This window comes from Kitasatospora sp. NPDC056531, assembly GCF_042794375.1.
Taxonomy (GTDB): Bacteria; Actinomycetota; Actinomycetes; order Streptomycetales; family Streptomycetaceae; genus Kitasatospora.
The window spans coordinates 319459-342802 of record NZ_JBHTTU010000003.1; the positions used below are offsets into that span (position 1 = coordinate 319459).

Annotated in this window: 18 protein-coding genes and 1 tRNA gene; 9 read left to right on the forward strand and 10 right to left on the reverse strand. The window is 70.5% G+C overall.

The genetic code is table 11. From position 1 onward, the window contains the following. The first annotated feature begins 133 nt into the window (after nucleotides 1-133). Both pyk and ACFQ87_RS06170 read left to right on the forward strand, forming a co-directional pair. Nucleotides 134-1564 (forward strand): pyruvate kinase, encoded by a 1431-nt coding sequence (gene pyk / locus ACFQ87_RS06165; RefSeq protein ID WP_380609384.1) that lies wholly within the window; start codon nucleotides 134-136, stop codon nucleotides 1562-1564. Between the two features lie 67 nt (nucleotides 1565-1631). Continuing rightward, nucleotides 1632-1781, forward strand: a complete 150-nt coding sequence (locus ACFQ87_RS06170) for a hypothetical protein (protein ID WP_380609385.1) — start codon at nucleotides 1632-1634, stop codon at nucleotides 1779-1781. Between the two features lie 15 nt (nucleotides 1782-1796). Here ACFQ87_RS06170 and ACFQ87_RS06175 read toward each other — a convergent pair whose 3' ends face one another. From ACFQ87_RS06175 to ACFQ87_RS06185, 3 genes are all read right to left on the reverse strand, one after another. Continuing rightward, a complete protein-coding gene (locus ACFQ87_RS06175; RefSeq protein WP_380609386.1) occupies nucleotides 1797-2570 on the reverse strand; it encodes a transcriptional regulator in 774 nt (257 codons plus the stop codon). A 7-nt stretch (nucleotides 2571-2577) separates the two neighbouring features. Continuing rightward, nucleotides 2578-3363 (reverse strand): helix-turn-helix domain-containing protein, encoded by a 786-nt coding sequence (locus ACFQ87_RS06180; RefSeq protein WP_380609387.1) that lies wholly within the window; start codon nucleotides 3361-3363, stop codon nucleotides 2578-2580. Between the two features lie 119 nt (nucleotides 3364-3482). Beyond that, nucleotides 3483-3557: transfer RNA gene (locus ACFQ87_RS06185), tRNA-Leu, on the reverse strand. Between the two features lie 66 nt (nucleotides 3558-3623). On the opposite strand from ACFQ87_RS06185, the gene ACFQ87_RS06190 reads away from it, so the two are divergent. Continuing rightward, nucleotides 3624-4310, forward strand: a complete 687-nt coding sequence (locus ACFQ87_RS06190; protein ID WP_380609388.1) for an ANTAR domain-containing response regulator — start codon at nucleotides 3624-3626, stop codon at nucleotides 4308-4310. Between the two features lie 74 nt (nucleotides 4311-4384). Here the strand turns inward: ACFQ87_RS06190 and ACFQ87_RS06195 are convergent, their stop codons facing one another. From ACFQ87_RS06195 to ACFQ87_RS06220, 6 genes are all read right to left on the reverse strand, one after another. Next, complete coding sequence (locus ACFQ87_RS06195; RefSeq protein WP_380609389.1) at nucleotides 4385-5101, reverse strand: ABC transporter ATP-binding protein; 717 nt, start codon at nucleotides 5099-5101, stop codon at nucleotides 4385-4387. Beyond that, nucleotides 5098-5943, reverse strand: a complete 846-nt coding sequence (locus ACFQ87_RS06200; protein ID WP_380609405.1) for an ABC transporter ATP-binding protein — start codon at nucleotides 5941-5943, stop codon at nucleotides 5098-5100. Before ACFQ87_RS06200 ends, ACFQ87_RS06195 begins: the two co-directional genes overlap by 4 nt. Nucleotides 5944-5951: 8 nt before the next feature. Beyond that, nucleotides 5952-7886 (reverse strand): branched-chain amino acid ABC transporter permease, encoded by a 1935-nt coding sequence (locus tag ACFQ87_RS06205; RefSeq protein ID WP_380609406.1) that lies wholly within the window; start codon nucleotides 7884-7886, stop codon nucleotides 5952-5954. 5 nt (nucleotides 7887-7891) lie between these two features. Next, nucleotides 7892-8821 (reverse strand): branched-chain amino acid ABC transporter permease, encoded by a 930-nt coding sequence (locus tag ACFQ87_RS06210; protein WP_380609390.1) that lies wholly within the window; start codon nucleotides 8819-8821, stop codon nucleotides 7892-7894. 130 nt (nucleotides 8822-8951) lie between these two features. Further along, nucleotides 8952-10193 carry a branched-chain amino acid ABC transporter substrate-binding protein gene (locus ACFQ87_RS06215; RefSeq protein WP_380609391.1) on the reverse strand — a complete coding sequence of 414 codons (1242 nt, stop codon included), beginning with the start codon at nucleotides 10191-10193 and terminating at the stop codon, nucleotides 8952-8954. Nucleotides 10194-10802: 609 nt separating this feature from the next. Further along, nucleotides 10803-11267 carry a PaaI family thioesterase gene (locus tag ACFQ87_RS06220; RefSeq protein ID WP_380609392.1) on the reverse strand — a complete coding sequence of 155 codons (465 nt, stop codon included), beginning with the start codon at nucleotides 11265-11267 and terminating at the stop codon, nucleotides 10803-10805. A 245-nt stretch (nucleotides 11268-11512) separates the two neighbouring features. Here ACFQ87_RS06220 and polA point away from each other — a divergent pair, with 245 nt between their 5' ends. From polA to ACFQ87_RS06250, 6 genes are all read left to right on the forward strand, one after another. Then, nucleotides 11513-14197: a DNA polymerase I gene (polA, locus tag ACFQ87_RS06225; protein WP_380609407.1), complete on the forward strand. Its 2685-nt coding sequence runs from the start codon at nucleotides 11513-11515 to the stop codon at nucleotides 14195-14197. 389 nt (nucleotides 14198-14586) lie between these two features. Next, nucleotides 14587-14739, forward strand: a complete 153-nt coding sequence (locus ACFQ87_RS06230) for an FDLD family class I lanthipeptide (protein WP_350516615.1) — start codon at nucleotides 14587-14589, stop codon at nucleotides 14737-14739. Nucleotides 14740-14916: 177 nt separating this feature from the next. Continuing rightward, nucleotides 14917-16266, forward strand: a complete 1350-nt coding sequence (locus tag ACFQ87_RS06235; RefSeq protein ID WP_380609393.1) for a lanthionine synthetase C family protein — start codon at nucleotides 14917-14919, stop codon at nucleotides 16264-16266. A gap of 202 nt (nucleotides 16267-16468) precedes the next feature. Continuing rightward, nucleotides 16469-19678, forward strand: coding sequence for a lantibiotic dehydratase (locus tag ACFQ87_RS06240; protein ID WP_380609394.1), 3210 nt, complete (start codon nucleotides 16469-16471; stop codon nucleotides 19676-19678). Next, entirely contained in the window at nucleotides 19675-21615 is a 1941-nt protein-coding gene (locus ACFQ87_RS06245) for an ABC transporter ATP-binding protein (protein WP_380609395.1), read from the forward strand. The genes ACFQ87_RS06240 and ACFQ87_RS06245 overlap by 4 nt, the downstream gene beginning before the upstream one ends. Next, a complete protein-coding gene (locus ACFQ87_RS06250) occupies nucleotides 21612-22580 on the forward strand; it encodes an MsnO8 family LLM class oxidoreductase (RefSeq protein ID WP_380609396.1) in 969 nt (322 codons plus the stop codon). The genes ACFQ87_RS06245 and ACFQ87_RS06250 overlap by 4 nt, the downstream gene beginning before the upstream one ends. A 15-nt stretch (nucleotides 22581-22595) precedes the next feature. On the opposite strand, the gene ACFQ87_RS06255 is transcribed toward ACFQ87_RS06250, so the two are convergent. Further along, nucleotides 22596-23309: an SDR family oxidoreductase gene (locus ACFQ87_RS06255; RefSeq protein WP_380609408.1), complete on the reverse strand. Its 714-nt coding sequence runs from the start codon at nucleotides 23307-23309 to the stop codon at nucleotides 22596-22598. Between the last annotated feature and the right edge of the window lie 35 nt (nucleotides 23310-23344).

Here is a 23344-nt window from a genome sequence, read left to right on the forward strand (position 1 = left end):
GGCGGTGTCCGTACGGCCGTCGCACACCGGTCCGAGGGTGTGTCAGATTGTTCAACTCGCCTTACGCCAAAGGTCATCCCGCAGCCCGGACCCGCGTCGCGGTTACGCGCCGGTAATGCCTACCCTCAGCTGTATGCGCCGAGCAAAAATCGTCTGCACCCTCGGGCCCGCCACCGACTCGTACGACCGGATCAAGTCCCTGGTCGACGCCGGGATGGACATCGCCCGATTCAACCTCAGCCACGGCTCCCACGCCGAACACGAGGAACGCTACCGCCGCGTCCGCAAGGCCGCCGACGAGACCGGCCGCAGCGTCGGCGTCCTCGTCGACCTTCAAGGCCCGAAGATCCGGCTCGACACCTTCGCCCACGGACCGGTACTTCTCGAACGCGGCGACGAGTTCACCATCTCCACCGACAAGGGCGTCGTGGGGGACAAGGACATCTGCGGCACCACCTACACCGGACTCGCCGGCGACGTCAGCCGCGGCGAACGCATCCTCGTCGACGACGGCCGCGTCACCCTCGAAGTCGTCGCCGTCGACGGACCGCGGGTGCGCTGCCTCGTCATCGAAGGAGGGCTCGTCTCCGACCACAAGGGCCTCAACCTCCCCGGCGTCGCCGTCTCCGTCCCCGCACTCAGCGACAAGGACATCGCCGACCTGCGGTGGGGGCTGCGCGCCGGAGCCGACCTGATCGCACTCTCCTTCGTGCGGAACGGGCGCGACATCGAGGACGTGCACCGGGTGATGGCCGAGGAAGGGCGGTACGTCCCGGTCATCGCCAAGATCGAGAAGCCCCAGGCGGTCGAGAACCTGGATTCCATCGTGGACGCCTTCGACGGCATCATGGTGGCCCGCGGCGACCTGGGCGTGGAGATGCCCCTCGAACAGGTCCCGCTCGTCCAGAAGCGCGCCATCAAACTGGCCCGGCGCAACGCCAAGCCGGTCATCGTGGCGACCCAGATGCTCGACTCGATGATCAACGCCTCCCGGCCGACGCGTGCGGAGGCCTCCGACGTCGCCAACGCGGTGTTGGACGGGACGGACGCGGTGATGCTCTCCGGGGAGACCTCGGTGGGCAAGTACCCGGTCGAGACCGTCAAGACCATGGGCCGCATCATCGAGGCCGCCGAGAACGACATCCTCGCGGCCGGCCTGCCCCCGCTGACCGCCGGCAGCAAGCCGCGCACCCAGGGCGGCGCCGTCGCCCGCGCGGCCGCCGAGATCGGCGACTTCCTGCACGCCAAGTACCTGATCGCCTTCACCCAGTCCGGCGACACCGCCCGCCGCCTGACCCGCTACCGGTCACCGATCCCGGTGCTCGCCTTCACCTACGAACCGGCCGTGCGCAGCCAACTCGCCCTCACCTGGGGCGTGGAGACCTTCCTCGGCCCGTTCGCCCCGACGACGGACCAGATGGTCGAACAGGTCGACGCGGCGCTGCTGTCGCTCGGCCGCTGCCAGAAGGGCGACATCGTCGTCATCACGGCCGGTTCGCCTCCGGGCCTGGCCGGCTCCACCAACCTCGTCCGCGTCCACCACGTGGGGACCCTGGACGTCTGACGGCCTTGGGCGGCATCCCTCGTGTGAGGGTGCCGCCCAACTGCTTGCCTGGGAGACAATTACTGAGATGAGCGACCACAGGCACGCACTCTGGCGTGACATCCGCGAACAGATCATGAACCGCCCAGGCGCAGGCGCGGCCTACGAGGCCGCCAAGGCCCGCTTCGAAAGCGAGGAACAGCAGCGGCTGGACATGGACGAGCCCGAGGACACCTGAACCGCTGCGCTGCCGTCAGTACTTCGGGCCGATGTGGGTGTCCATGAGGGCCACGGAGTCCTTGCGGGCGATGGAGACGTTCGTGGCGCCGTTGGACCGGGACGCGGGCTTCCACTGGACGCCGACGGCGTCGAGGGTAGCGGTGAAGAGGCCGATGATGTCGGCCGAGGTGTTGGTGAAGAAGTAACGCGGGTACTCGTAGCGCTTTGTGACTCCGGCGACCGTGCGGGTGGCCCAGTTGGTGATGCGGCAGCCGTCGGAGTGGATCAGACCGCGCAGGAACTCCCAGGGGTGGGCGTCCACGATCTCCTGCTGCCATGGCGCGAGGGCGATCGACCGCAGGTGCTTCGGGCCGTGGCCGTGCTGGGGGAAGAGGCAGGGCCAGTGCTTGCTGGTGCTGACGACGCTGGTGCAACCGGGCGCGTGGACGCGCAGGACTTTGTTCTGCGGCATGACGGCGGAGACGGCCCGCTCGCACTCGTCGATGAGACCGGGCCAGGCGTCGCAGCAGGCGATGCGGAGGGCGTACACCTGGCGGCGGCCCTCGCTGATGCAGCCGTCGCCGAGGTAGAGGCCGAGCAGGTAGGCGTAGTCGGCGCGCGGGTGTGGGGGGTCGAGACGGCCGCTGCTGACCGGGCACTCGGCCGTCATGCGTGGACTGGGGACGGCACCGGATGCCCACTCGCGGATCGCGAATCGGGATATTCCGGTCGCGCGGCTGACTTGGCTGATGGTCAGCCCGGAGGCGTGGAGGTCGAGTGCTCGCTGCCGCGTGGCCATGTCGTACATGGCGCTGTCAGAACTTCGGGCCGATGTGGGCGTCCATGAGGGCGACGGAGTCCTTGCGGGCGATCGAGATGTTGATTTGGCCGGTAGGGCGGGGGATCGAGGCCTTCCACTGGACGCCGACGGCGTCGAGAGTGGCGGTGAAGAGGCCGATGATGTCGGTCGAGGTATTCGTGAAGAAGTAACGCGGGTACTCGTAGCGGTGGACCTCACCCCGGACGGTCTTGGTCGTCCAGTTGGTGATCCGCGTGCCGTCCGAGTGGATGAGGCCGCGAAGGAACTCCCAGGGGTGGGTGTCGACGATCTCCTGCTGCCAGGGCTCCAGGACGATGGCGCGTTCGTGCTTCTTGCCCGGGCCGTGCTGGGGGAAGTAGCAGGGAAGGTGCTTCGAGTACACCTTGACGTTGTGACAGCCGGGCCGCCGAACCCGGCAAGGGGTCAGGGTGGGCAGAACCTGTCGCATTGCCGCCTCGACGGCGTCCATGATGCCGGGCCACTTGTCGTCGCAGGTTATGAAAAGGCTGGGAACTCGATGCTGCTTCGGGTGGCTGATATGACCGTCGCCCAGGTAGAGCCCGAGCAGGTATGAGTACGCGGGGCGGTTCAGGTTGTCGCTGTAGCAGCGCAGGCAGGTGGAGCGCTTGCGGCCGGGGAGTTCGCCCCGCTTGGCAAGATCGCGATGCTTCCACCAGGAGACCGTGCCAACGGGAACACCCAGTCGGTGGGCAGTCTCGGCGGTGCCGATGCCGCCGCGCAGGAGGTCGACAGCCCGCTCGCGCACAGAGAGCTCGTACATGTGACCGAGCGTGTGCGAACCCAGTGAGGAAGTCTGGCAAACGGTCGAGTCTTCACTCGAATCAGTGAAGATCGCTAACCACTGTCCGACTGGCGGATTCCTTCGATTCGAAGGAAAAGTGCCCCGAGTGGGATTCGAACCCACACTGTATGGTGTTTGAGACCATTGCCTACTGCCAATTGGGCTATCGGGGCCTACGATTTGAAGGCGGCCGCCTTGAAGTCGTGTCTCAAACATACCGTGTCTAGGTACCCTCGTGCATGCAGTACCCCGCCGGAACTAGGAGCCCCGTGAGCACCGCCGACGAGCAGGCGCAGCCGCTTGAGACCGATTCGCCCCAGATCACCCGGATTGTGATCGCCGAGGACGAGGCGCTGATCCGCCTTGACCTCAAGGAGATGCTCGAGGAGGAGGGGTACACCGTCGTCGGCGAAGCGGGGGACGGGGAGACGGCGGTGCGGCTCGTGGAGGAGCTGAAGCCGGACCTGGCGATCTTCGACGTGAAGATGCCGGTTCTGGACGGGCTCTCCGCGGCTGAGCAGATCCACGAGAAGCACCTGGCGCCGGTTCTGATGCTGACCGCTTTCTCGCAGCGGGAGCTGGTGGACCGGGCGCGGGACGCCGGGGCGATGGCGTACATCGTGAAGCCGTTCTCCAAGTCGGACCTCGTCCCCGCGATCGAGATGGCGGTGTCGCGGTACACCGAGATGCGGGCGCTGGAGAAGGAGATCGGGGATCTCACCCAGCGGCTGGAGACCCGGAAGCTGGTGGACCGGGCGAAGGGTGTGCTGCAGACGAAGTTCGGGCTGAACGAGCCGGCCGCGTTCCGGTGGATCCAGAAGACCTCGATGGACCGGCGGATGACGATGGCGGCGGTGGCCGAGGCGGTCATCGAGGAGGGCGAGGCCCAGGACCGCAAGAAGGCGGAAGAGGGCAAGTCCGAGTAGGACGAGCAGGACCTGTGGAAGGGGCCCGGCAGATCGGATCTGCCGGGCCCCTTCGCGTATAGCGGTTCAGCGGCTCAGTCCTCGCCGAGGTAGGCCTTGCGGACGGACTCGTCGTGGAGGAGGTCGGCTCCCGTCCCGGAGAGGACGATGCGGCCGGTTTCCATGACGTAGCCGCGGTCGGAGAGCGACAATGCCGCCTGGGCGTTCTGCTCGACCAGGAGGATGGTCGTACCGCTCGCCTTGAGCTCGACGATGGTGGCCATGATCTTCTGCATCATCAGCGGCGAGAGCCCCATCGAGGGCTCGTCCAGCATGAGCAGCTTGGGCTGGCTCATCAGCGCCCGGCCCATGGCGAGCATCTGCTGCTCACCGCCCGACAGCGTCCCGGCGGCCTGCTTGCGGCGCTCGCCGAGGATCGGGAAGAGGCCGTAGGCCCGTTCCACGTCGGCGGCGATGCCGGGGGCGTCGCTGCGCAGGAAGGCGCCGAGGAGGAGGTTCTCCTCGATGGTCATCCGGGGGAAGATGTGCCGGCCTTCGGGGGAGTGGGCCAGGCCCAGGGCGACGATCTTGTGGGCGGGGACGGTCGAGAGGTCCTGGCCGTCGAAGGTGATCCGGCCGGCGGTGGGCTTGAGCAGGCCGGAGAGGGTGCGCAGGGTGGTGGTCTTGCCGGCGCCGTTGGTGCCGATGAGGGTGGTGACCTCGCCCTGGTTGACGGTGAAGCTGATGCCCTTGACGGCCTCGATCTTGCCGTAGGCGACGCGGAGGTCCTCGACCTCGAGGAGTGCGGTCACTGGTCGTTCTCCGTAGCGGTCTCCGAGACACTCGTGTCTTCGAGCGGGGCGCCGAGGTAGGCGGTGATGACGCGTTCGTCGTTCTGGACGGTCTCGCGGTCGCCTTCGACGATCTTCTGTCCCTGGACCAGGACGGCGGTCCGGTCGCAGAGGTTGAAGATGAAGCGCATGTCGTGCTCGATGACGAGGATCGAGATGCCCTTGTCGCGGATGGCGAAGACGAGCTCCTCGGCGGCCCGGGTCTCCTGGGGGTTCATGCCCGCGGTGGGTTCGTCGAGCAGGAGCAGTCCGGGGTCGGAGGCGAGGGCGCGGGCGATCTCCAGCTTGCGCTGCTCGCCGTAGGGCAGGTTGCGGGCGAGATGCTCGGCCTTGTCGGCGAGGCCGGTGAAGTCGAGCAGGTCCATGGCCCGTTCGCGGCTCTCGGCTTCGGCGCGGTGGTAGCCGGGGCCGCGCAGGATGGCGGAGAAGATGCCTTCCTTGGTGCGGGTGTGGCGGCCGACGAGGACGTTCTCCAGGACGGTCATGTTGGCGAAGAGCCGGATGTTCTGGAAGGTGCGGGCGATGCCGGCCTGGGTGACCAGGTGGGGTTTGGGGGGCAGTACGGCGCCGCGGTAGGAGACGCGGCCTTCGGTGGGGACGTACAGGCCGGTGAGGCAGTTGAAGAAGGTGGTCTTGCCGGCGCCGTTGGGGCCGATCAGGCCGATGATCTCGCCCTCGCCGACGGTGAGGGAGACGTCGTTGACGGCGGTGAGGCCGCCGAAGCGCATGGTGACGCCGGTGACTTCGAGCAGGGGCTTGACGCCTTGGGGCGCTTCGTCCAGGGGAGCAGCAGCGGTGGTCATGGGGTGGGTCACGCCCCTGCCTTGGTGAGTGCGGTGGTGTCGTCGCCGGTGGGTTGGGCCGGGATGGCGGCCTCGTGGAACTCCAGCTGCCGGCGCCGGTTGGGGATGAGGCCTTCGGGGCGGACGCGCATCAGGACGATGAGGGCGGCGCCGAAGGCGAGGAGCTGGTAGTCGGAGAGGAATTCGAGCTTCTTCGGGATGAGGAAGAGGAGGGTGGCGCCGGCCAGTGGGCCGCTGATGGTGCCCATGCCGCCGAGGATGACGGCGGCGAGGAGGAAGGCGGAGTTGGGCGGCAGGGCTTCGGCGAAGGTGTACTGGTCGGGGGTGACGGTGTAGCTGACGTGGGCCTGGACGGTGCCGGCGAGGCCGGCGAGGCAGGCGCCCATGGCGAAGGCGAGCAGTTTGAGGCGGAAGCCGTTGATGCCCATGGCTTCGGCGGCGGTCTCGTCCTCGCGGATGGCGACCCAGGCGCGGCCGATGCGGGAGTTGCCGACCCGGGCGAAGACCAGTACGACCAGGGCGGTGACGAGCAGCATCAGCAGGTAGTAGTTGGAGAAGCGGCCGAGTTCGATGCCGGCGACGGTGTGGGTCTTGCCGAGGTCGAAGCCGAGGATCTCCAGGTCGGGGATGCGGGGGATGCCGTTGGAGCCGTTGGTGATCTTGGGGCCGGTGGTGCCGTTGAGGTTGAGCATGGTGATGCGGAAGATCTCGCCGAAGCCGAGGGTGACGATGGCGAGGTAGTCGCCGCGCAGCCGCAGGGTGGGGGCGCCGATCAGGACGCCGAAGATCATGGAGACGACGGCGCCGGTGAGCATCGCGGCCCAGAACGGGAACTGGACGTGGATGGGCGAGGCGGGGGAGCCGGAGACCAGGGCGGCGGCGTAGGCGCCGACGCCGAGGAAGGCGACGTACCCGAGGTCGAGCAGGCCGGCCAGGCCGACGACGATGTTGAGGCCGAGGGCGACGGTGGCGAAGATCAGGATGTTGGTGGCGACGGAGGTGTACTGGTCGCTGCTCTGGGTGAACGGGAAGCTGGCCGCGGCGGCGAAGGCGGCGCCGGTGGTGACCGGGCGGTGCTTGACGGTCAGGGCGCGCAGCCGGGCGAGCAGGCCGGACTTGCCGAGCGCGGCGACCACGAAGCCGGCGAGCAGCAGGTAGCCGGTGAAGAGTTCGCCGTACTCGGTGTCGATGCCGAAGGTGATCGCGTAGAGGCCGAGTCCGAAGGCCAGGACGATGATCAGAACCTCGACCCAGGAGGGGAGTTGGCGGGGGGCTTCGAGCGGGCGCTCGATCTTGCCCAGGCGCAGTCCGCTGTTGGCGAGGTGGCCGAGCTGGAGGAGCAGGACGGCGCCGGTGGCGATGGCGAGGGCGCCGGACAGGGCGGTCATCACCGGGGCGACGGGCTGGTCGTCGGGGATGGCGTGGGCGGCGAACCAGCCGATGGGGGCGGCCGGGACGAGCAGGAAGAGCCGCTTGTCGACGATTCGCAGCGGGACGTGGGTGCGGCGCTCCAGCGGCAGCCCGAGGGCGCCGAGGACGGTGATCAGGCCGCCGGCGGCGAGGACCCAGCCGCCGGGTTCGAGGTTGGCGAGGCCGCCGAGTTCGACGGAGATGGCGGCGACGGAGTAGGCGGCGACGGTGAGGGCGCCGGTGGCGGCGTACAGGACGGCGTTGTTGCTGCGGGCGGGGGCTGCCCAGCGCAGGCCGGGGACGCCCTGGCCGGCGAGGAGGAGCAGCAGGGTGAGGACGCCGGCGACGATGGCGAGCCACTGGAGGCCGGCCGGGGAGCCGAAGTAGGTGAGGTCGCCGGGGAAGTCGCTGGTCCAGGTCCAGGACATGGCGGCGGAGGCGGCGACGGCGAGGGCGCCGAGGCCGGTGAGGGCCGCGGCGGCGCGGGCCGGCAGGGGGATGACCGGGGTGGTTTCGGTGCTGGTGGTGGTCATGGTGGTCACGCCCTGTCCGCGACGCGCTCGCCGAGCAGGCCTTGTGGCCGGACGAGGAGCACGAGGATGAGGAGTACGAAGGCCCAGACGTCCTTCCAGGCGCCGCCTCCGAAGAGGTCCATGCCGGGCAGGTGCTGGATGTAGCCGGTGGCGAGGGCTTCGGCGAGGCCGAGGGCGATGCCGCCGAGCATGGCGCCGTAGATGTTGCCGATGCCGCCGAGGACGGCGGCGGTGAAGGCCTTGAGGCCGAGGATGAAGCCCATCCGGAAGTCGACCTGGCCGCTGCGCAGTCCGTAGGCGACGGCGGCTACGGCGGCGAAGGCGGCGCCGATGGCGAAGGCCAGCACGATGATGCGGTCGGTGTCGATGCCCATCAGCTTGGCGGTGTCCGGGTCCTGGCTGGTGGCCTGCATGGCTCGGCCGGAGCGGGTGCGGGTGACGAACCAGCCGAGGGCGAGCATGCACAGCGGGGCGGCGATGATCAGGAAGAGGTCGCTGCGCTGGATGGTGACGGAGCCGAGGCTGAAGGGGTCGCCGGGGATCTTGGGGAAGACCCGGGCCTTCTTGGCGTCGGGGTAGAAGGAGAAGACGAGTTGCTGGAGGAAGATGGACAGCCCGATCGCGGTGATCAGTGGGGCGAGCCGGGGGGCGTTGCGCAGTGGCCGGTAGGCGAAGCGCTCGGCGGCGACGGCGGTGAGGGTGGAGACCAGGATGCCGGCGATCAGCATGAGTGGTAGGGCCAGCCACATGGTGGTGCCGCCGGGGAGGGCGAGGTAGGCGGTCAGGGCGCCGAAGCCGCCGACCATGACGATCTCGCCGTGGGCGAAGTTGATGAGCTGGACGATGCCGTAGACCATCGTGTAGCCGATCGCGACGAGCCCGTAGAGGGCGCCGAGGATCAGGCCGTTGGCCAGCTGCTGCGGTAGGTCGTGCACCGCTGGGCCTCCGTAGTGCGTTCGGGGGTGTCCGCGTGGGTGGTGGATGTGGGGGCGCGCGGGGGCACTCGTGGCGCCCCCGCGCGCTGGTGGAGCCGTTCCCGAGTGGTCGTCGACCTCTCGGGGGCCGTCAGCCGCTGAAGGTGCCGGACTTCTCCACGGCCCACTTGCCGTCCTTGACGGTGTAGACGGTGAGCTGCTTGTTGGTGGTGTCGCCGAACTCGTCGAAGGAGACCTTGCCGGTGACGCCGTCGAAGGAGACCTGCTGGACGGCGTCGCGGACGGCGGTGCGGGCGTCGGCGCCGGTGGGGAGCTTGCCCTTGTCCTTCACGACGTTCTTGACGGCCTGGATGATGGCCCAGGCGCTGTCGTAGGAGTAGCCGCCGTAGGTCTCGTAGGCGTCCTTGTAGGCGGCCGCCTTGTAGTCGGCGATGAACTTCTTGGCGGTGTCGAGGGATTCGACGGGCAGGCCGACGGCGGTGGCGAAGTCGCCCTGGCTCTTGGGGTTGAGCTTGATGAAGTCGGCGCTCTGGATGCCGTCGCCGCCCATCAGCGGGATGTTGACGCCGGCTTCCTTGAGCTGGAGGGAGAGCGGGCCGGCCGCGGGGTACTCGCCGCCGTAGTAGACGGCGTCGGCGCCGGAACTCTTGACCTTGGTGACGATGGCGGCGAAGTCGCGGTCGTCGGGGTTGACGTGCTCCTCGCCGGCCAGGGTGCCGCCGAGCTTGGTGAACTCGCCCTTGAAGGTGGCGGCGAGGCCGGCGCCGTAGGTCTTCTGGTCGTCGATCAGGAAGACCTTGGTCTTCTTGGCGTCGTTGTAGAGGAACTGGGCGGCGAAGGGGCCCTGGACGGCGTCGGTGGTGGCGGTGCGGAAGTAGGACTTGAAGGGGCGCTTCTTGTCGCCGCTGGCCCACTTCTCGCCCTGGCTGAGGGCGACGCCGGTGTTGGCGGGGGAGATCTCGACCAGGTTCTTGTCGTCGAAGATCTGCTGCATCGACTGCGCGACGCTGGAGTTGAGCGGGCCGACGACGCCGAGGACCTTGTCGTCGGCGACCAGCTGGGTGGCGTTCTGCTGGCCGGGGGCGGGCTTGCCGGTGTCGTCCAGGGCCTTGACCTCGAACTTGACGCCGGGGACCTCGTTGGTGGCATTGGCGTTCTTGACGGCGAGGTCGACGGAGTTGCGGATGCCGAGGCCGAGGGCGGAGAGGTCGCCGGTGAGCGGGGCGTCGACGCCGATGACGACGGTGGTGGAGGCGCTGTTGTCCTTGCCGCCGGCGTTGTCGCCGGACTTCCCGCCGCGGGAGCCGCAGGCGCTGAGGCTGAGGGCGCCGATCACGGCAATGCTCACGACAACTGCTGAACGATGACGCACGAGGGTCCCCTTCGGTTCAGGAGGCGCCCGCGCCTGAGTGGCGGGAGCCGGGTTGCGCGGGAGGGTCGGGCCCATTCCGGATGGCGCGGTGACTGGCCGTGACTCTAGGCGTCGTTGGGCGGCTCGGGCAGTGGTGTGAGCAGGCTGTGATTCTCTTGTTATGAGCACACGGAGCAATTGTCTCAGCATGTGGTCGTTCTGGCTCGACCGACCCCGAACTGTCGGGCACTTACTTGCTGGTAGAGCGATGTAAGGGCCAGATATGGGGGTTGCAGCTGGCATCGTCGATAATCGGACACTCGCGTCCGGTGCTCTGCTTTCGGCCGTGCGCGTCCGGATTTCGGACAAGGGGCGTGTGGCGAAGAAGGTCCGGGGCGCCCGGGGGTCTCGGAGTCGCCGTTTTCTTGGATTTCCTACTTGTTACGCAGCGTCACAAGTGTGAGGGTCGTGTCGATCGCCTCCGGACATGCCGCCGCCCCCTTGTCCAGACCAACGCCTGCCCAGGGCGATGGAAGGTCAAACAAGGGGGCGGGAAAGGGACTTGATGTTGAATTTGCTGCAACTGTTGGTAGTCGTACCGCTGTCGCGGTCCCGGGACCTGCCGCGGGACTACAGGTCGCGCAGCATGCAGGTCAGTCGGCAGCTGGTGATCCGCTTGCCGGTGTCGTCGGTGATCGCGATCTCGTAGGTGGCGGCGGTGCGGCCCTTGAACACCGCCGTCGCCACCCCGGTGACCAGACCGGAGGTGGCCGAGCGGTGGTGGGTGGCGTTGAGGTCCACGCCCACCGCGTAGCGGCCCGGGCCCGCGTGCAGCATCGCGCCGATCGAGCCCAGCGTCTCGGCCAGCGCCGCCGAGGCGCCGCCGTGCAGCAGTCCGTACGGCTGCTGGTTGCCCTCCACCGGCATGGTTCCGACCACGCGGTCGCCGGAGGCCTCGACGATCCGGATGCCGAGCTTCTCGCCGAGGTGGCCGCCGGAGAAGGTCTCCGGGCTCACCCCGAGCTTGGCGAAGTGGTCCAGCACGTCCTGCGGGACCTTCAGGACGGGGGCGGTGTCGGGGGCCGCGTCGGTCATGGGGGAACTCCTGCCGCTCGGGGGTCACGTCGTCGTGCTGGCTGTGATCGTACGACCGTCCTACTCGTGGGTAGTGCCCGCGCCACCCGCCTGGCGCGGCTTTCGCCGGTGCCCCTTTTGTCGGTGCCGGGCCATAGGATCGGTGGCCGGTAGTGGAATCGGCAGGAACGGACGTTGACGTGGCTACGCAGAGTACGGACAAGGGCGCGACGGGTGGCGCTGGGGCCGGCCCCCGGCCCCGGCTGATGCTGCTCGACGGGCACTCGATGGCCTACCGGGCCTTCTACGCCCTGCCCGTGGAGAACTTCAACACCGCCACCGGGCAGCCCACCAACGCGGTCTACGGCTTCGCCTCGATGCTCGCCAACACCGTCCGGGACGAGGCGCCCACCCACCTCGCCGTCGCCTTCGACCTCTCCCGGCAGACCTTCCGCTCCGTCGAGTTCCCCGACTACAAGGCCAACCGCGCCAAGACTCCGGACGAGTTCCGCAGCCAGGTCGGCCTGATCGGCGAACTGCTCGACGCCATGAACATCCCCCGGCTCACCGTCGAGGGCTTCGAGGCCGACGACATCATCGCCACCCTGGCCACCGCCGCCGAGGCGGCCGGTTACGACGTCGACATCGTCACCGGCGACCGCGACTCGCTCCAGCTGGTCACCGACCACGTCACCGTGCTCTACCCCACCAAGGGCGTCTCCGAGCTCACCCGCTTCACCCCGGAGAAGGTGGCCGAGAAGTACGGCGTCACCCCGCGCCAGTACCCCGACCTCGCGGCCCTGCGCGGCGACCCGTCCGACAACCTGCCCGGCATCCCCGGCGTGGGCGAGAAGACCGCCGCCAAGTGGGTCAACCAGTTCGGCTCCTTCGACGAACTCGTCTCCCGCGCCGACGAGGTGAAGGGCAAGATCGGCGAGAAGCTGCGCGACAACCTCGACTCGGTCAAGCGCAACCGGGTGCTCACCGAGCTGGTCCGCGACGTCGAACTCCCGCTGGGCGTGACGGACCTGGCCCGCCAGCCCTTCGACAAGGCCGCCGTCGGCACCCTGATGGAGTCGCTGGAGTTCCGCAACGCCAACTTCCGCGACCGCGTCTACGGCATCGACCCGGCCGTCGGCGAGGAGGAGGCCGCCGAACTCGCCCCCGGCGTCGAGGTCGACGGCGAACTGCTCACCGACCCGGGCACGCTGGCCGGCTGGCTGCGCGAGCACGCCTGTGACGGCAAGACCACCGTCGCCCTCGCCGCCGTCTACCAGTGGGCGCTCGGCACCGGCGAGGTCACCGAAGTCGCCCTCGCCGCAGGGGAGACGGCCGCCTGGTTCGACCCGGCGCTGCTCGCCGAGGAGGACGAGCGGGCCTTCGCCGCCTGGCTCGCCGACCCGGCCGCCCCCAAGGCCCTGCACATCGCCAAGCAGGTCATGCGCGCCTTCGCCGAGCGCGGCTGGACCATCGAGGGCGTCGTCGCCGACACCGCGCTCGCCGCCTACCTGGAGAAGCCCGGCCGCCGCACCTTCACCTTGGAGGTGCTCGCCGAGGAGTACCTGGCCCGCTCGCTCACCCCGGCCCCCGCCGCCGAGAGCGGCCAACTCGCCTTCGACGCACCGGAGGAGGACGAGACCGCAGGCGCCCAGGCGCTGATGCTCCAGGCCCGCGCCGTACTCGACCTCGCCGCGCTCTTCGACACCCGCCTCGCCGAGGTCGGCGCCGTCGAGCTGATGCACGACATGGAACTGCCCATCGCCGCCCTGCTCGCCCGCATGGAGCGCTACGGCATCGCCGCCGACCGCGAATGGCTCACCCGGCTCGAGACGCAGTTCGCCGCCGAGATCCAGCGCTGCGTCGAGGAGGCGCACGCCGCCGCCGGGCGCGAGTTCAACCTCGGCTCGCCCAAGCAGCTCCAGGAGATCCTCTTCGGCGACCTCGCCCTCCCGAAGACCAAGAAGATCAAGACCGGCTACACCACCGACGCCGACGCGCTCACCTGGCTCGCCACCCAGACCGACAACGAGCTGCCGGTCATCCTGCTGCGCCACCGCGACCAGGCCAAGCTGCGCACCACCGTCGAGGGCCTGCTCAAGACGGTCTCGCCCAAGGGTCGGATCCACACCACCTTCAACCAGATGGTCGCCGCCACCGGCCGGCTCTCCTCGCAGGACCCGAACCTGCAGAACATCCCGGTCCGCACCGAGGAGGGCCGCGCGATCCGCCGTGCCTTCATCGTCGGCGAGGGCTACGAGTCGCTGCTCACCGCCGACTACTCGCAGATCGAACTGCGGATCATGGCGCACCTGTCCGAGGACGAGGCGCTGATCGAGGCCTTCGCCTCCGGCGAGGACCTGCACACCACCGTCGCCTCCCAGGTCTTCGAGGTCCCCGGCGCCGCGGTCGACGCCGAGATGCGCCGCAAGATCAAGGCGATGTCCTACGGCCTGGCGTACGGCCTGTCCGCGTACGGGCTCTCGCAGCAGCTCGGCATCAAGCCGGCCGAGGCCCAGGGCCTGATGGACACCTACTTCGAGCGCTTCGGCGGCGTGCGCGACTACCTGCACCGGGTCGTCGAGGAGGCCCGCGCGACCGGCTACACCGAGACCCTGCTCGGCCGCCGCCGCTACCTGCCGGACCTCAACAGCGACAACCGCCAGCGCCGCGAGATGGCCGAGCGGATGGCCCTCAACGCCCCGATCCAGGGCTCGGCCGCCGACATCGTCAAGATCGCCATGCTCCGGGTGGACGAGGCCCTGCGCGCCGCCGGCCTCACCAGCCGGATGCTGCTCCAGGTGCACGACGAAATCGTGCTGGAGCTGGCCCCGGGCGAGCGCGAGCAGGTCGAGGCCGTCGTCCGCGAGCAGATGGCCGGCGCCTACCCGCTGCGCGCCCCACTGGACGTCTCCGTCGGCATCGGCGCCAACTGGGAGGCCGCCGCGCACTGACGCGGGCGTCCCGTCGGAACGGAACGGGCCCGGACACCTGGGGTGTCCGGGCCCGTTCCGTTCTGCCTGATTACGGATGATCACCGCAATATGGCCGAAATATTCAAGCTTCCCGAACATGTCCAAGAGAGACATCTCGTACCTGTTGTTCGACCACGGTCGACGTTCGAGATCAGCCATCTTGGTGGCTCGAACCGTCGCCTCCGGTGATCAGTTGACCAGCGCCGTTCCTTGGGCCTGTGGTCTGGGTCACGGTCCGGCGTGGCTTGAATCGATCCTCCGGCGTTCGAAGGGCGTGCTAAAAAATCTTCTACAGCCGCTCCTGCGTGCGGAATTTGTTGAAACCCGGCCGGGGGAGCGGGAAGGATGAATTCGTGATGGAGGTAAAAATGGAGCAAGACTTCGACCTCGATGTCCGCGTGGCTGTTGCTCCGAAGGTGGCCGCCACGCCCGACGGTTTCGCCAGCATCGGCACCACCTGCTGGTCCTGTGCCGACTCCTGCAACTGCCCGATCACGGTGGGCTTCCCCACCATCTGCTGATCGCCGGGTCGGCGCTGACGCCGAATCGGGAGGCTCCCGGCGCTGTTCTGCGCCGGGAGCCTTCGGGGAAAGCCGGGAGTCTCCGGGGAAAGCCGGGAGTCTTCCGGGAATTCGTCGGCAATCGGACCGGGCGCACTTCGGGTGCGCCGTTCCGGAACATTGCCGAGCATTGGTGATGTGAATCTGGGGGAATTCGCAGTGGCGGTGCTGGAACTCGAGGTGCGGACCGCGGAGGTGGCCCGGGCGGTGGCCGATCGGCTGACGGCCTTCACCGGTGCGGCGGGGTCGTCCGAGGAGCCGACGTGGCCCGATCCGCTCAAGGACGCGGCGAGCCTGGCCGACGGCTACCCGGGGATGGCACTGTCGCTGCTGCACGCCGGAAAGGCGCTGGACGAACCCGGACTGATCGACGCGGCGCAGGCCCTGCTCCGCCGTTCCGCGCAGGCCACCGCCGTCCGGCCGTTGTCCGAGGCGGGTCTCTACAACGGCACCGCGGGCTTCGCGAGCGTCCTGCTCGAGTTCTCGGTCCACGACCGCCGCTACCTGCCGTCCCTGCGCCGGGTCGCCGACAGCTTCGGCGAGCAGATCGCGGCCCGCTCGCTTCCGGAGCCCGGGGAGGGGCTGCCGCTCTCCGCCTTCGACGTCATCTCGGGTGCGGCCGGGCAACTGGCCGCGGCCGTGCGGCTCTGCTCGGCTCTGGAGGCCGCCCCGGGCGACCCGATCCGCACCGCGGCCGAGCGGCTGACGGAGTACCTCCTGCGGGTGACCGAGCCGGACGGCCGGCACCGGCCCGGCTGGTTCACGCCGCCGGACTACTACGGCGCCTATCCCGGGTACGACGAGCAGGCCCCGTACGGGATGTACAACATGGGCTTCGCGCACGGCCTTCCGGGCATCGTGTCGGCGCTGTGCGTCGCGGCCGGCGCCGGGATCGGCGGGTCGGGCCCGACCGAGGCGATCGCGCGGACCACGACCTGGCTGGTCGAGAACCGGCTCACGGACGACGTGCCCGGCGCCGCCTGGCCGAACCTGCTCCAGGCCGAGGAGGGGACCGGGCTGCCCCTCGCCCCGACCGGACGACGCTCCGCCCGCGCCGCCTGGTGCTTCGGCGCCCCGGGCATCGGCATCGCCCTGCTGAACGCCGCCGGGGTGCTCGGTGACACCGCCCTCCAGGCGACCGCGGTCGGGGCCCTGCAACGGGTGGTGGACTGGTCGCCGGCCGAGCGGTACATCTTCGCGCCCAACCTCTGCCACGGCCACTCCGGGCTGCTGGCGGTCTACCAGCGGGCGCACGCGGTCACGGGTACGGACTCCTTCCGGGCCATGGCCGAGGACTCGCTCCGGGCCGTGCTGTCGAAGGCGGACGAGGCCCGCCCGTACGTGGTGGCGGACGAGCCCAGGCCCGGCGAGCTGGTCGACGACCCGGGCTTCGTCAACGGTGCGGCCGGCGTCCTGCTCGCGCTCTGCGGGGCGCTCGCGCCGCAGGCGACCGGGTGGGACGAGCTCCTCTTCCTCGCCCCGGCCTGACCGGGGCCGCGGGCCGCGCCGGTCCGGGCGAGTCGCGCCGAACCGCCTTGTCCGGTAGCCGCGTTGCCCGTACCCGCGTTGCCCGTACCCGCGTTGTCCCGTGACCGCCGCGGTCTTGTAACCGCCGCGGTCCCGTGACCGCGTTGCCCCCGTAACCGACTTGCCCCGTACCCGCGTCGCCCAGCAAAGCTAAGGAATGAGTGTGACTCGTCGGAACGCCGAGACCAGCGACCGGAAGTCCGGCGGAAGCCGCAGCTACGTCGCACGGGACTTCTTCCTGCTCCGCGCGCCGGCCCTGCCGACCCGGGGGCTGACCGACCTGCTGGCCGCCGGGACGGGGAAGGCGGCTGCGGACGCGGCTGGCTGGGAGGACCGCTACCTGCAGGGCCTGCTGGAGCTGTGGGCGAGGCCCGGGGTCCGCTCGGCGATCTCGCTGGCGGCGCCGGACCTGGCCCGGGCGGTGACGGGGATCGAGACGCTCTCGGCCCGGGACCGGCGGCGGGCGATGATGAGCCTGGGCCGGTACCTGAACCGGATGAGCATGCGGGCGACCCCGCTGGGCACGGTGGCGGGCGTCGCGATGGGCACGTTCCAGGGCCCGGACTCGACCGCCGCACCCGCCCGGCTCGGCGTCCCCGCGATCGGCACGGCGGTGGCCAGGCCGGACATGGGGTGGGTGCTGCACCTGTTCCAGGCGGTCGCCGACGCGCCGCGGCTCCGGCCCGAACTGGAGCTGCGCGCCAACGACCTGATCCACCGCGGCCGGGGCCGGGCCTGGCTGTCCACGGCCGACGCCTACGGCGGGGGATCGCGACGCTCGGTCTCCGTCCGCTGGTCCCCGGCCGTCCAGTTCGTGCTGGAGGCGGCGCGCACCCCGAAGACCTTCGGCGAGCTGCGGGAGCAGCTGGCGCAGCGCTATCCGACGGTCCCGGTGGAGAAGGTCACCGCGCTCCTCGACCAGCTGGTCGAGTTGGCGTTCCTGATCACCTCGCACCGGCCCGCCCTGTTGGAGGGTTCGGGGCAGCCGTCGCTGTCGGCCCAGTTGGCGAGCAGCCACGACGGCGACGCGGTCGCCGCGCTGGCGTCCGTCGAGGCGGCGGTGGCGGAGTTCAACGCCGTCGGCGACGTCAGCGGCCTGGAGGCGCTCCAGGAGCGGATCGCCCCGCCGGCGCGGCGGGTGAGCGAGGACTACGACGGGCCCCTGCTGCGGGTCGACGCCCGGCTGAACCCTGCTTCCCCGCCCGAGCTGCCGGCCGAGGTCCAGGCGCTGGCGGAGGAAGCCGCCGAGGTCCTGGCCACCATGGGCGCCGGCCACCGGTACCCGTCGCAGCTGGGCGACTTCGCGAAGGCGTTCACCGAGCGCTACGGTGCGCAGGCCGAGGTGCCGGTGCTGGAGGTGCTCTCCGAGGAGACCGGCCTCGGTGCACCGAACAGTTATCAGAATCCGCCGCGCTCCTTCGAGTTGCAGCCGGTGACCGCGCGCGACCGGAGCAGGGACGAGCGGGAGGCGGTGCTGCACCGGCTCGTTGCCGACGCGCTCAGCCGCGGCAGCGTGGAGGCGGTCCTCGACGAGCGGTGGATGGCCGAGCTCTCGACCGGTGTCGACGACCGGCCGTCGAGGCCCGCGGTCGACGTGCACCTGCAGCTGGCGCCGCCGACGGCCCCGGGTTCGCGCTGGCGCGGGGTGGTCACCGCGGTGGCGAACGGCGGGCGTACCTTCGCCCGGTTCCACGACCTGCTGGGCGCCGAGGAGCGCGAGCGGCTGCGGGAGTTGGCCGAGGCGGAGGCGGCGCTGCTGCCCGGGGTCGCGGTGGTCGAGCTGACCTACCTGCCGGAGAAGGCCCGGGCCGCGAACGTCTCGGTCCGTCCGGCGGTACGGGCGCTGGAACTGCCGGTCAACGTGGCACCGGGGCGGGGCCCGCAGGAGGTGATCGCGCTCGACGACGTGGTCGTCGGTGTGCGCGAGGGCCGGCTGTACCTGCACAGTCCCGCCCTCGGGTGCGACCTGCACGTCACCCAGCACACCATGCTCAACCCGCTGATGGCGCCGAACGTCGCCCGCTTCCTGCTGGACGTCTCCTCAGCGGCCTTCCACAACGTCCCGTCCTTCGACTGGGGCACTCTGGGCACCGTCATGCCGTTCCTGCCCAGGGTCGTCCGGGGCGACCTGGTGCTGAAGCGCGCGGGCTGGCTGCTGCGCGCCACCGACCTGCCGGCCGGCTGCACCGGTTCGGCGACGGACTTCGCCGCGGCCGTCGCGGCCTGGCGCGCGCAGTGGAAGGTGCCGCGCCTCGTCTTCCTGGCGCAGGGCGACAACACGATCCTGCTGGACCTGGAGAGCGAACCCTCGCGGGAGGAGCTGCGGCTGGCCGCCGCCCGGGACGCGGCGTCCTTCTCGCTGCGGATCGAGGAGGCCCTGCCCGGCCCCGAGGAGGGCTTCCTGCGGGACACGGACGGTGCCCCCTTCGCCGCGGAGGTCGTGGTCCCCGTGCTGTCCGCGCAGCAGGCCCGGGCGCCCAGGGCGGCGGCCGTCGCGCGCCGGCGGATCACCGAGGCCGAGCGGCTCCGGCCGACCGGCGGGCCGTGGGTCTTCGCCAAGCTGTACGTGGAGAACGAGGCGCTGGACGCCCTCCTGGTGGAGCAGGTGGCGGAGCTGACGCGCTCGCTGGCCGAACGCGGCCTGACCGGGCACATGTTCTACCTCCGGTACGGCGATCCCGCCCCGCACCTGCGGCTGCGCTACCGGGCCGCGGACCCGGCCCGGTCCGCCGAACTGCTGGCCGAGGTCGCCCGGTGGGCGCACGGCCTGGCCGTCGAGGGCCGGATCGCGGACGTCGAGTTCGCGACGTACCGCCGCGAGATCGAGCGGTACGGCGGCCCCGACCTGATCGACACGGCCGAGGAGCTGTTCTGCCTGGACAGCGCCGCGACCCTGGCCCTGCTGCGGCACCTCGCCGGGCCCGTGCCAGCGGGCGAGGTCCCGCTGGAGCGCAACGCGCTCACCGTGCTCAGCCTGGAGGCCATCGGGCAGGTGCTGGTCCCCGACTTCGCCGAACGGCACGCCCTGGTGCGGTCGATGACCGGTTCGCAGGTCGGCGGCGCGGAGTACCGGACCGTCGCCCGCCGGCTCTGGGAGGGCCGGACCGCGCCCGGTGGCGAGGCCGCGGTGCTGGAGCGGGTGAGCGCGGCCTGGCGCCCGGCGGGAACCGGATACGCCGCCCGGGTCGCGAAGTTCGCCGAGACCGGCGAACTCTGGTCGGACCGCACGTCCATCCTGCGCAGCCTGTTCCACATGCACTGCAACCGGATGGGCCTGCGGCGCGAGCAGGAGGACGCCGCCTACGGCATGTGGCGGCGGCTGCTCGACCGGGTCGCCACGGCCGGGGGCCCGACGGCGGGGAAGGCCAGGTGAGCGCGCGCTCCCGGCTCCGGCGGCTGGCGGCCGCGCCGCGCCCGGTCCTGACCGTGCTGGGCCAGTCCTGGCGCTGCGACCGCTCGGGGACCGCGCAGGTGCTCCTGATCTCGCTGGTCGTCGGCATCCTGCCGGCCTGGCAGGTCAAGACCACGGCGGCCTTCGCCACGGCCCTGCTGCGCACGGCGGAGGGCTCGCACGAGCAGGTCCGCGGCATCCTGTTCTACCTGGTCGTGCTGGCGGTGCTGGGCCTCGGCTCGCAGCTGCTGTCGCTGCTGCAGAACCGGGCCATGCAGCGCTGCCAGAGCCGGCTCTCGGCCCATCTGGCCGATGAGATCATCAGCCGGGCGAGCCGCTTCACGCTCTCCCAGGTGGAGGACCCGGGCGTGCAGGACTCGCTGCAGCGGGCCGTCCGGGAGGTGGCGTACCGGCCGGGGATGCTGCTCTCCCAGCTGGTGCAGGCGGCCACCCCGGTGGTCACCTTCGGCTCGGTCGGCGCGATCCTCTGGACCCTGGACTTCCGGATCGCGCTGCTGGCCATGATCGCCCCGTTCCCCACGGTGGTCGCGCAGATCCTGCAGGGCCGCCGCACCCACGCGCTGGAGCACGGCCGCTCCGAGGAACGGCGTCGGATCAACTACTGGCAGCACCTGGCCTCGCAGCCGAACTCGATGAAGGAGGTGCTGGCCTTCCGGCTCGCCCCGGTGGTGCTCACCAACCACCGGCAGCTGCTGGCCAGGATCGTCGGCGCGGACCTGCGGATGGCGAACCGGAACTTCGGCCTCGCCGTCCCGATGGTCGTGCTGACCGCGCTGCTGACGGTCTCCGCGCAGGCCACGGCGATCCTGGTCGGCAGCAGCGACGCCCGGCACGTGGCCGGTCTGCTGGCGGTGATCCAGGCGATCGGCATGCTGCAGGCCAGCATGCAGCAGCTCTTCGGCTCGGTGTCCGGGATGTACGTCAACCAGCTCTACCTGCGCAACGTGAACGAGTTCCTCGCGATCGAACAGGCGCCGGAAAGCCAGGGCGAGGTGACGTTCCCCCAGGACATCGTCGGCGGTGTCGAGTTCCGCGACGTGTCGTTCAGCTACCCCGGCAGTGGGCGGCGCGCCCTGGACCGGGTCTCGTTCACGCTGAAACCGGGCCAGGTGACGGCGATCGTCGGCCTGAACGGCGCGGGGAAGTCCACCCTCGGCAAGCTCATCGGCCGCCTCTACGAACCGACCGAGGGCTCGATCCTGGTCGACGGCGTCCCGCTCGCCGACTTCCGGCTGGACAGCCTGCGCGACCGGGTCTCCTACGTCTTCCAGAACTACGTCGAGTACCAGCTCTCGGTGGGCGAGAACATCTCGCTCGGCATGGTGCACGAGGCCGACCGCTCGGCCGAGCGGGTCGAGGCCGCGGCCCGTGAGGTGGGGATGCACGAGCACATCACCGGTCTGCCGCAGGGCTACGAGACGCAGGCGGGGAAGCTGTTCACCGGGGGCGTGGAGTTCTCCGGCGGCCAGTGGCAGCGACTGGCCATCGCCCGCAGCGCGGTGCGGTCCGCCAGCGTACGGGTCATGGACGAGCCGACCGCCGCGCTCGACACCATCACCGAGGCCGAACTGCTCGACACGCTGACGGCGGCCTCGGCCGGTCGGGTCTCGCTGCTGATCGCCCACCGCTTCTCCTCCGTGCTGCGCGCGGACCGGGTGCTGGTCTTCGACCGGGGCCGGCTCGTCGAGGACGGTGACCACCAGGAGTTGATGCGCCTCGGGGGTCTGTACGCGGAGATGTACGAGGCGCAGAACGCGGGGCAGAACGCGGGGCAGAGCGCGGGGCAGAGCGCGGGGCAGAGCGCGGGGCCGCACGAACCCGGGTCGAGCGCCGGGGCGGGAGTTGCTCCGGGAGCTGTTTCGAAGGCCGGGACGGAAGCCGGGACGGGAGTCCGATGATGAAGCTCACCGCGTTCGACCAGGTGCTGGTCTACGGCGGCACCGGTCCGGCCGGTGCCGCCCGGGAGTCGGTCCAACTCGCCGTGGCAGCCGAGCGCCTGGGCTACCACCGGTTCTGGGTCGCCGAGCACCACGGCGCGACCAGCGGCTGCGGCTCGCCCGAGATCCTGGTCACCGCCGCCGCGGCGGCGACCGGCACCATCCGGGTCGGCACCGCCTCGGTCCTGCTGCCCCACTACGCGCCGTTGAAGGTGGCGACCACCTTCAACCTGCTGGAACGGCTCCACCCCGGGCGGATCGACCTCGGCATCGGCCGTGGGCCCGGTGCGGTCGAGAGCGTCACCCGGCTGCTCGCCCGGGAGGGCGAGGCGCCGTACCACGAGAAGATCGAACAGCTGCTGGCCCAACTCGCCGCGAGGACGGACCTGCTGCCCGACTCCACCCCGCCGCAGCTGTGGCTGACCGGCGCCGGAGCGGGTGGGGCGCACCTCGCCGCCCATTTCGGACTGCCGTTCTGCCTCGCGCAGTTCGCCCACGGCGTGCTGCGGCCGGAGCTCGTCGAGCTGTACCGGGAGAAGTTCCGCCCGGGCCCGCTCGGAGCGGTCCCGCGCGTCGCCGTCGCGGTCCGGGTGGCCTGCGCGGACGACCCGGGGGACGTCCGGCTGCTGCGTGCCGGCCTCGCCCTGGGCGCCACCTCGGCGGGCCGCCGGACCCTCCCCTCCTGGGACGAACTCCACGCCCTGGCGCCCACCGTGGCACTGCCCGCGGCGGCGGACCCGGAGGACGTGTCCGTCCTGGCCGGGGTCCCCGCCGAGGTGGCCGAGCGACTCGCCGCCGTGACCGCCGCCTACGCCCCCGACGAACTCGCGATCACCACCCTCTGCCCCGACTTCGGCCTCCGGATCCGCACCTTCGAGCTGCTCCGGGCGATGGTTCCGAGTCCGTCGGCGCCCGTCGGGCGGTGACCGGAGGAGCCCGCTTCAGACCTGTTCGAAGTGGAACGCCTTGATGAAGCAGTCGCGAGGCTGGCCGACCGCGAACAGGACGCAGTCGACCAGTGACTGCGCGGTCAGGGCGTTCTCGGCCCTGCGCGGGGTGGTCTGCCACGCCTCGGTCAGCGGGTCGGGGTTGTCGAAGTCGGGCGGGTAGAGGGAGATCACCCGGACTCCCTTCGGCCGCAGGCGCTTGGAGAGGATGCCGACGAACCCGGCCTGGGCGCTCTTGGCCGCGTAGAAGGCGTCGTGCGCCTCCGACCGGTGATGCCCGGCCGTTCCGCAGGCGGAGACCATGGTCACCACGTCCGGCTTGTCCGAGTTGAGCAGGAGGGGGAGGAAGCTCCGCACGGCCAGGACGGTGCCGGTGGCGCCGGAGGCGATGGTGTCGATGACGTCGGCGTCGGTGGCGGAGAGGAGGTCCGGGCCCGTGAGGTAGCGGGAGCCGTTGTTGATCAGCACGTCGATGCGGTCGGTGTGCCGGCCGACTTCGGCCGCGAAGCCGCGGATCGAGGAGGCGTCCGTCAGGTCGCAGGCGAAGGCGTGGACGCGCTGGTGCCCTCGGTCACGAATCTCGTCCCGGACCCGCTCCGCGGCAGCGCAGGTGCGCGCGGAGAGGAAGACCTCAGCGCCGAGGTCTGCTGTGCGACATCCCGTGAGTTCCCCTGAGCCCTGCTGAGTCCTTGCCCTCGTGGCCAGGATGTTCGGTCTCCTTGGAGTGTTCGTCGATCCGGTGA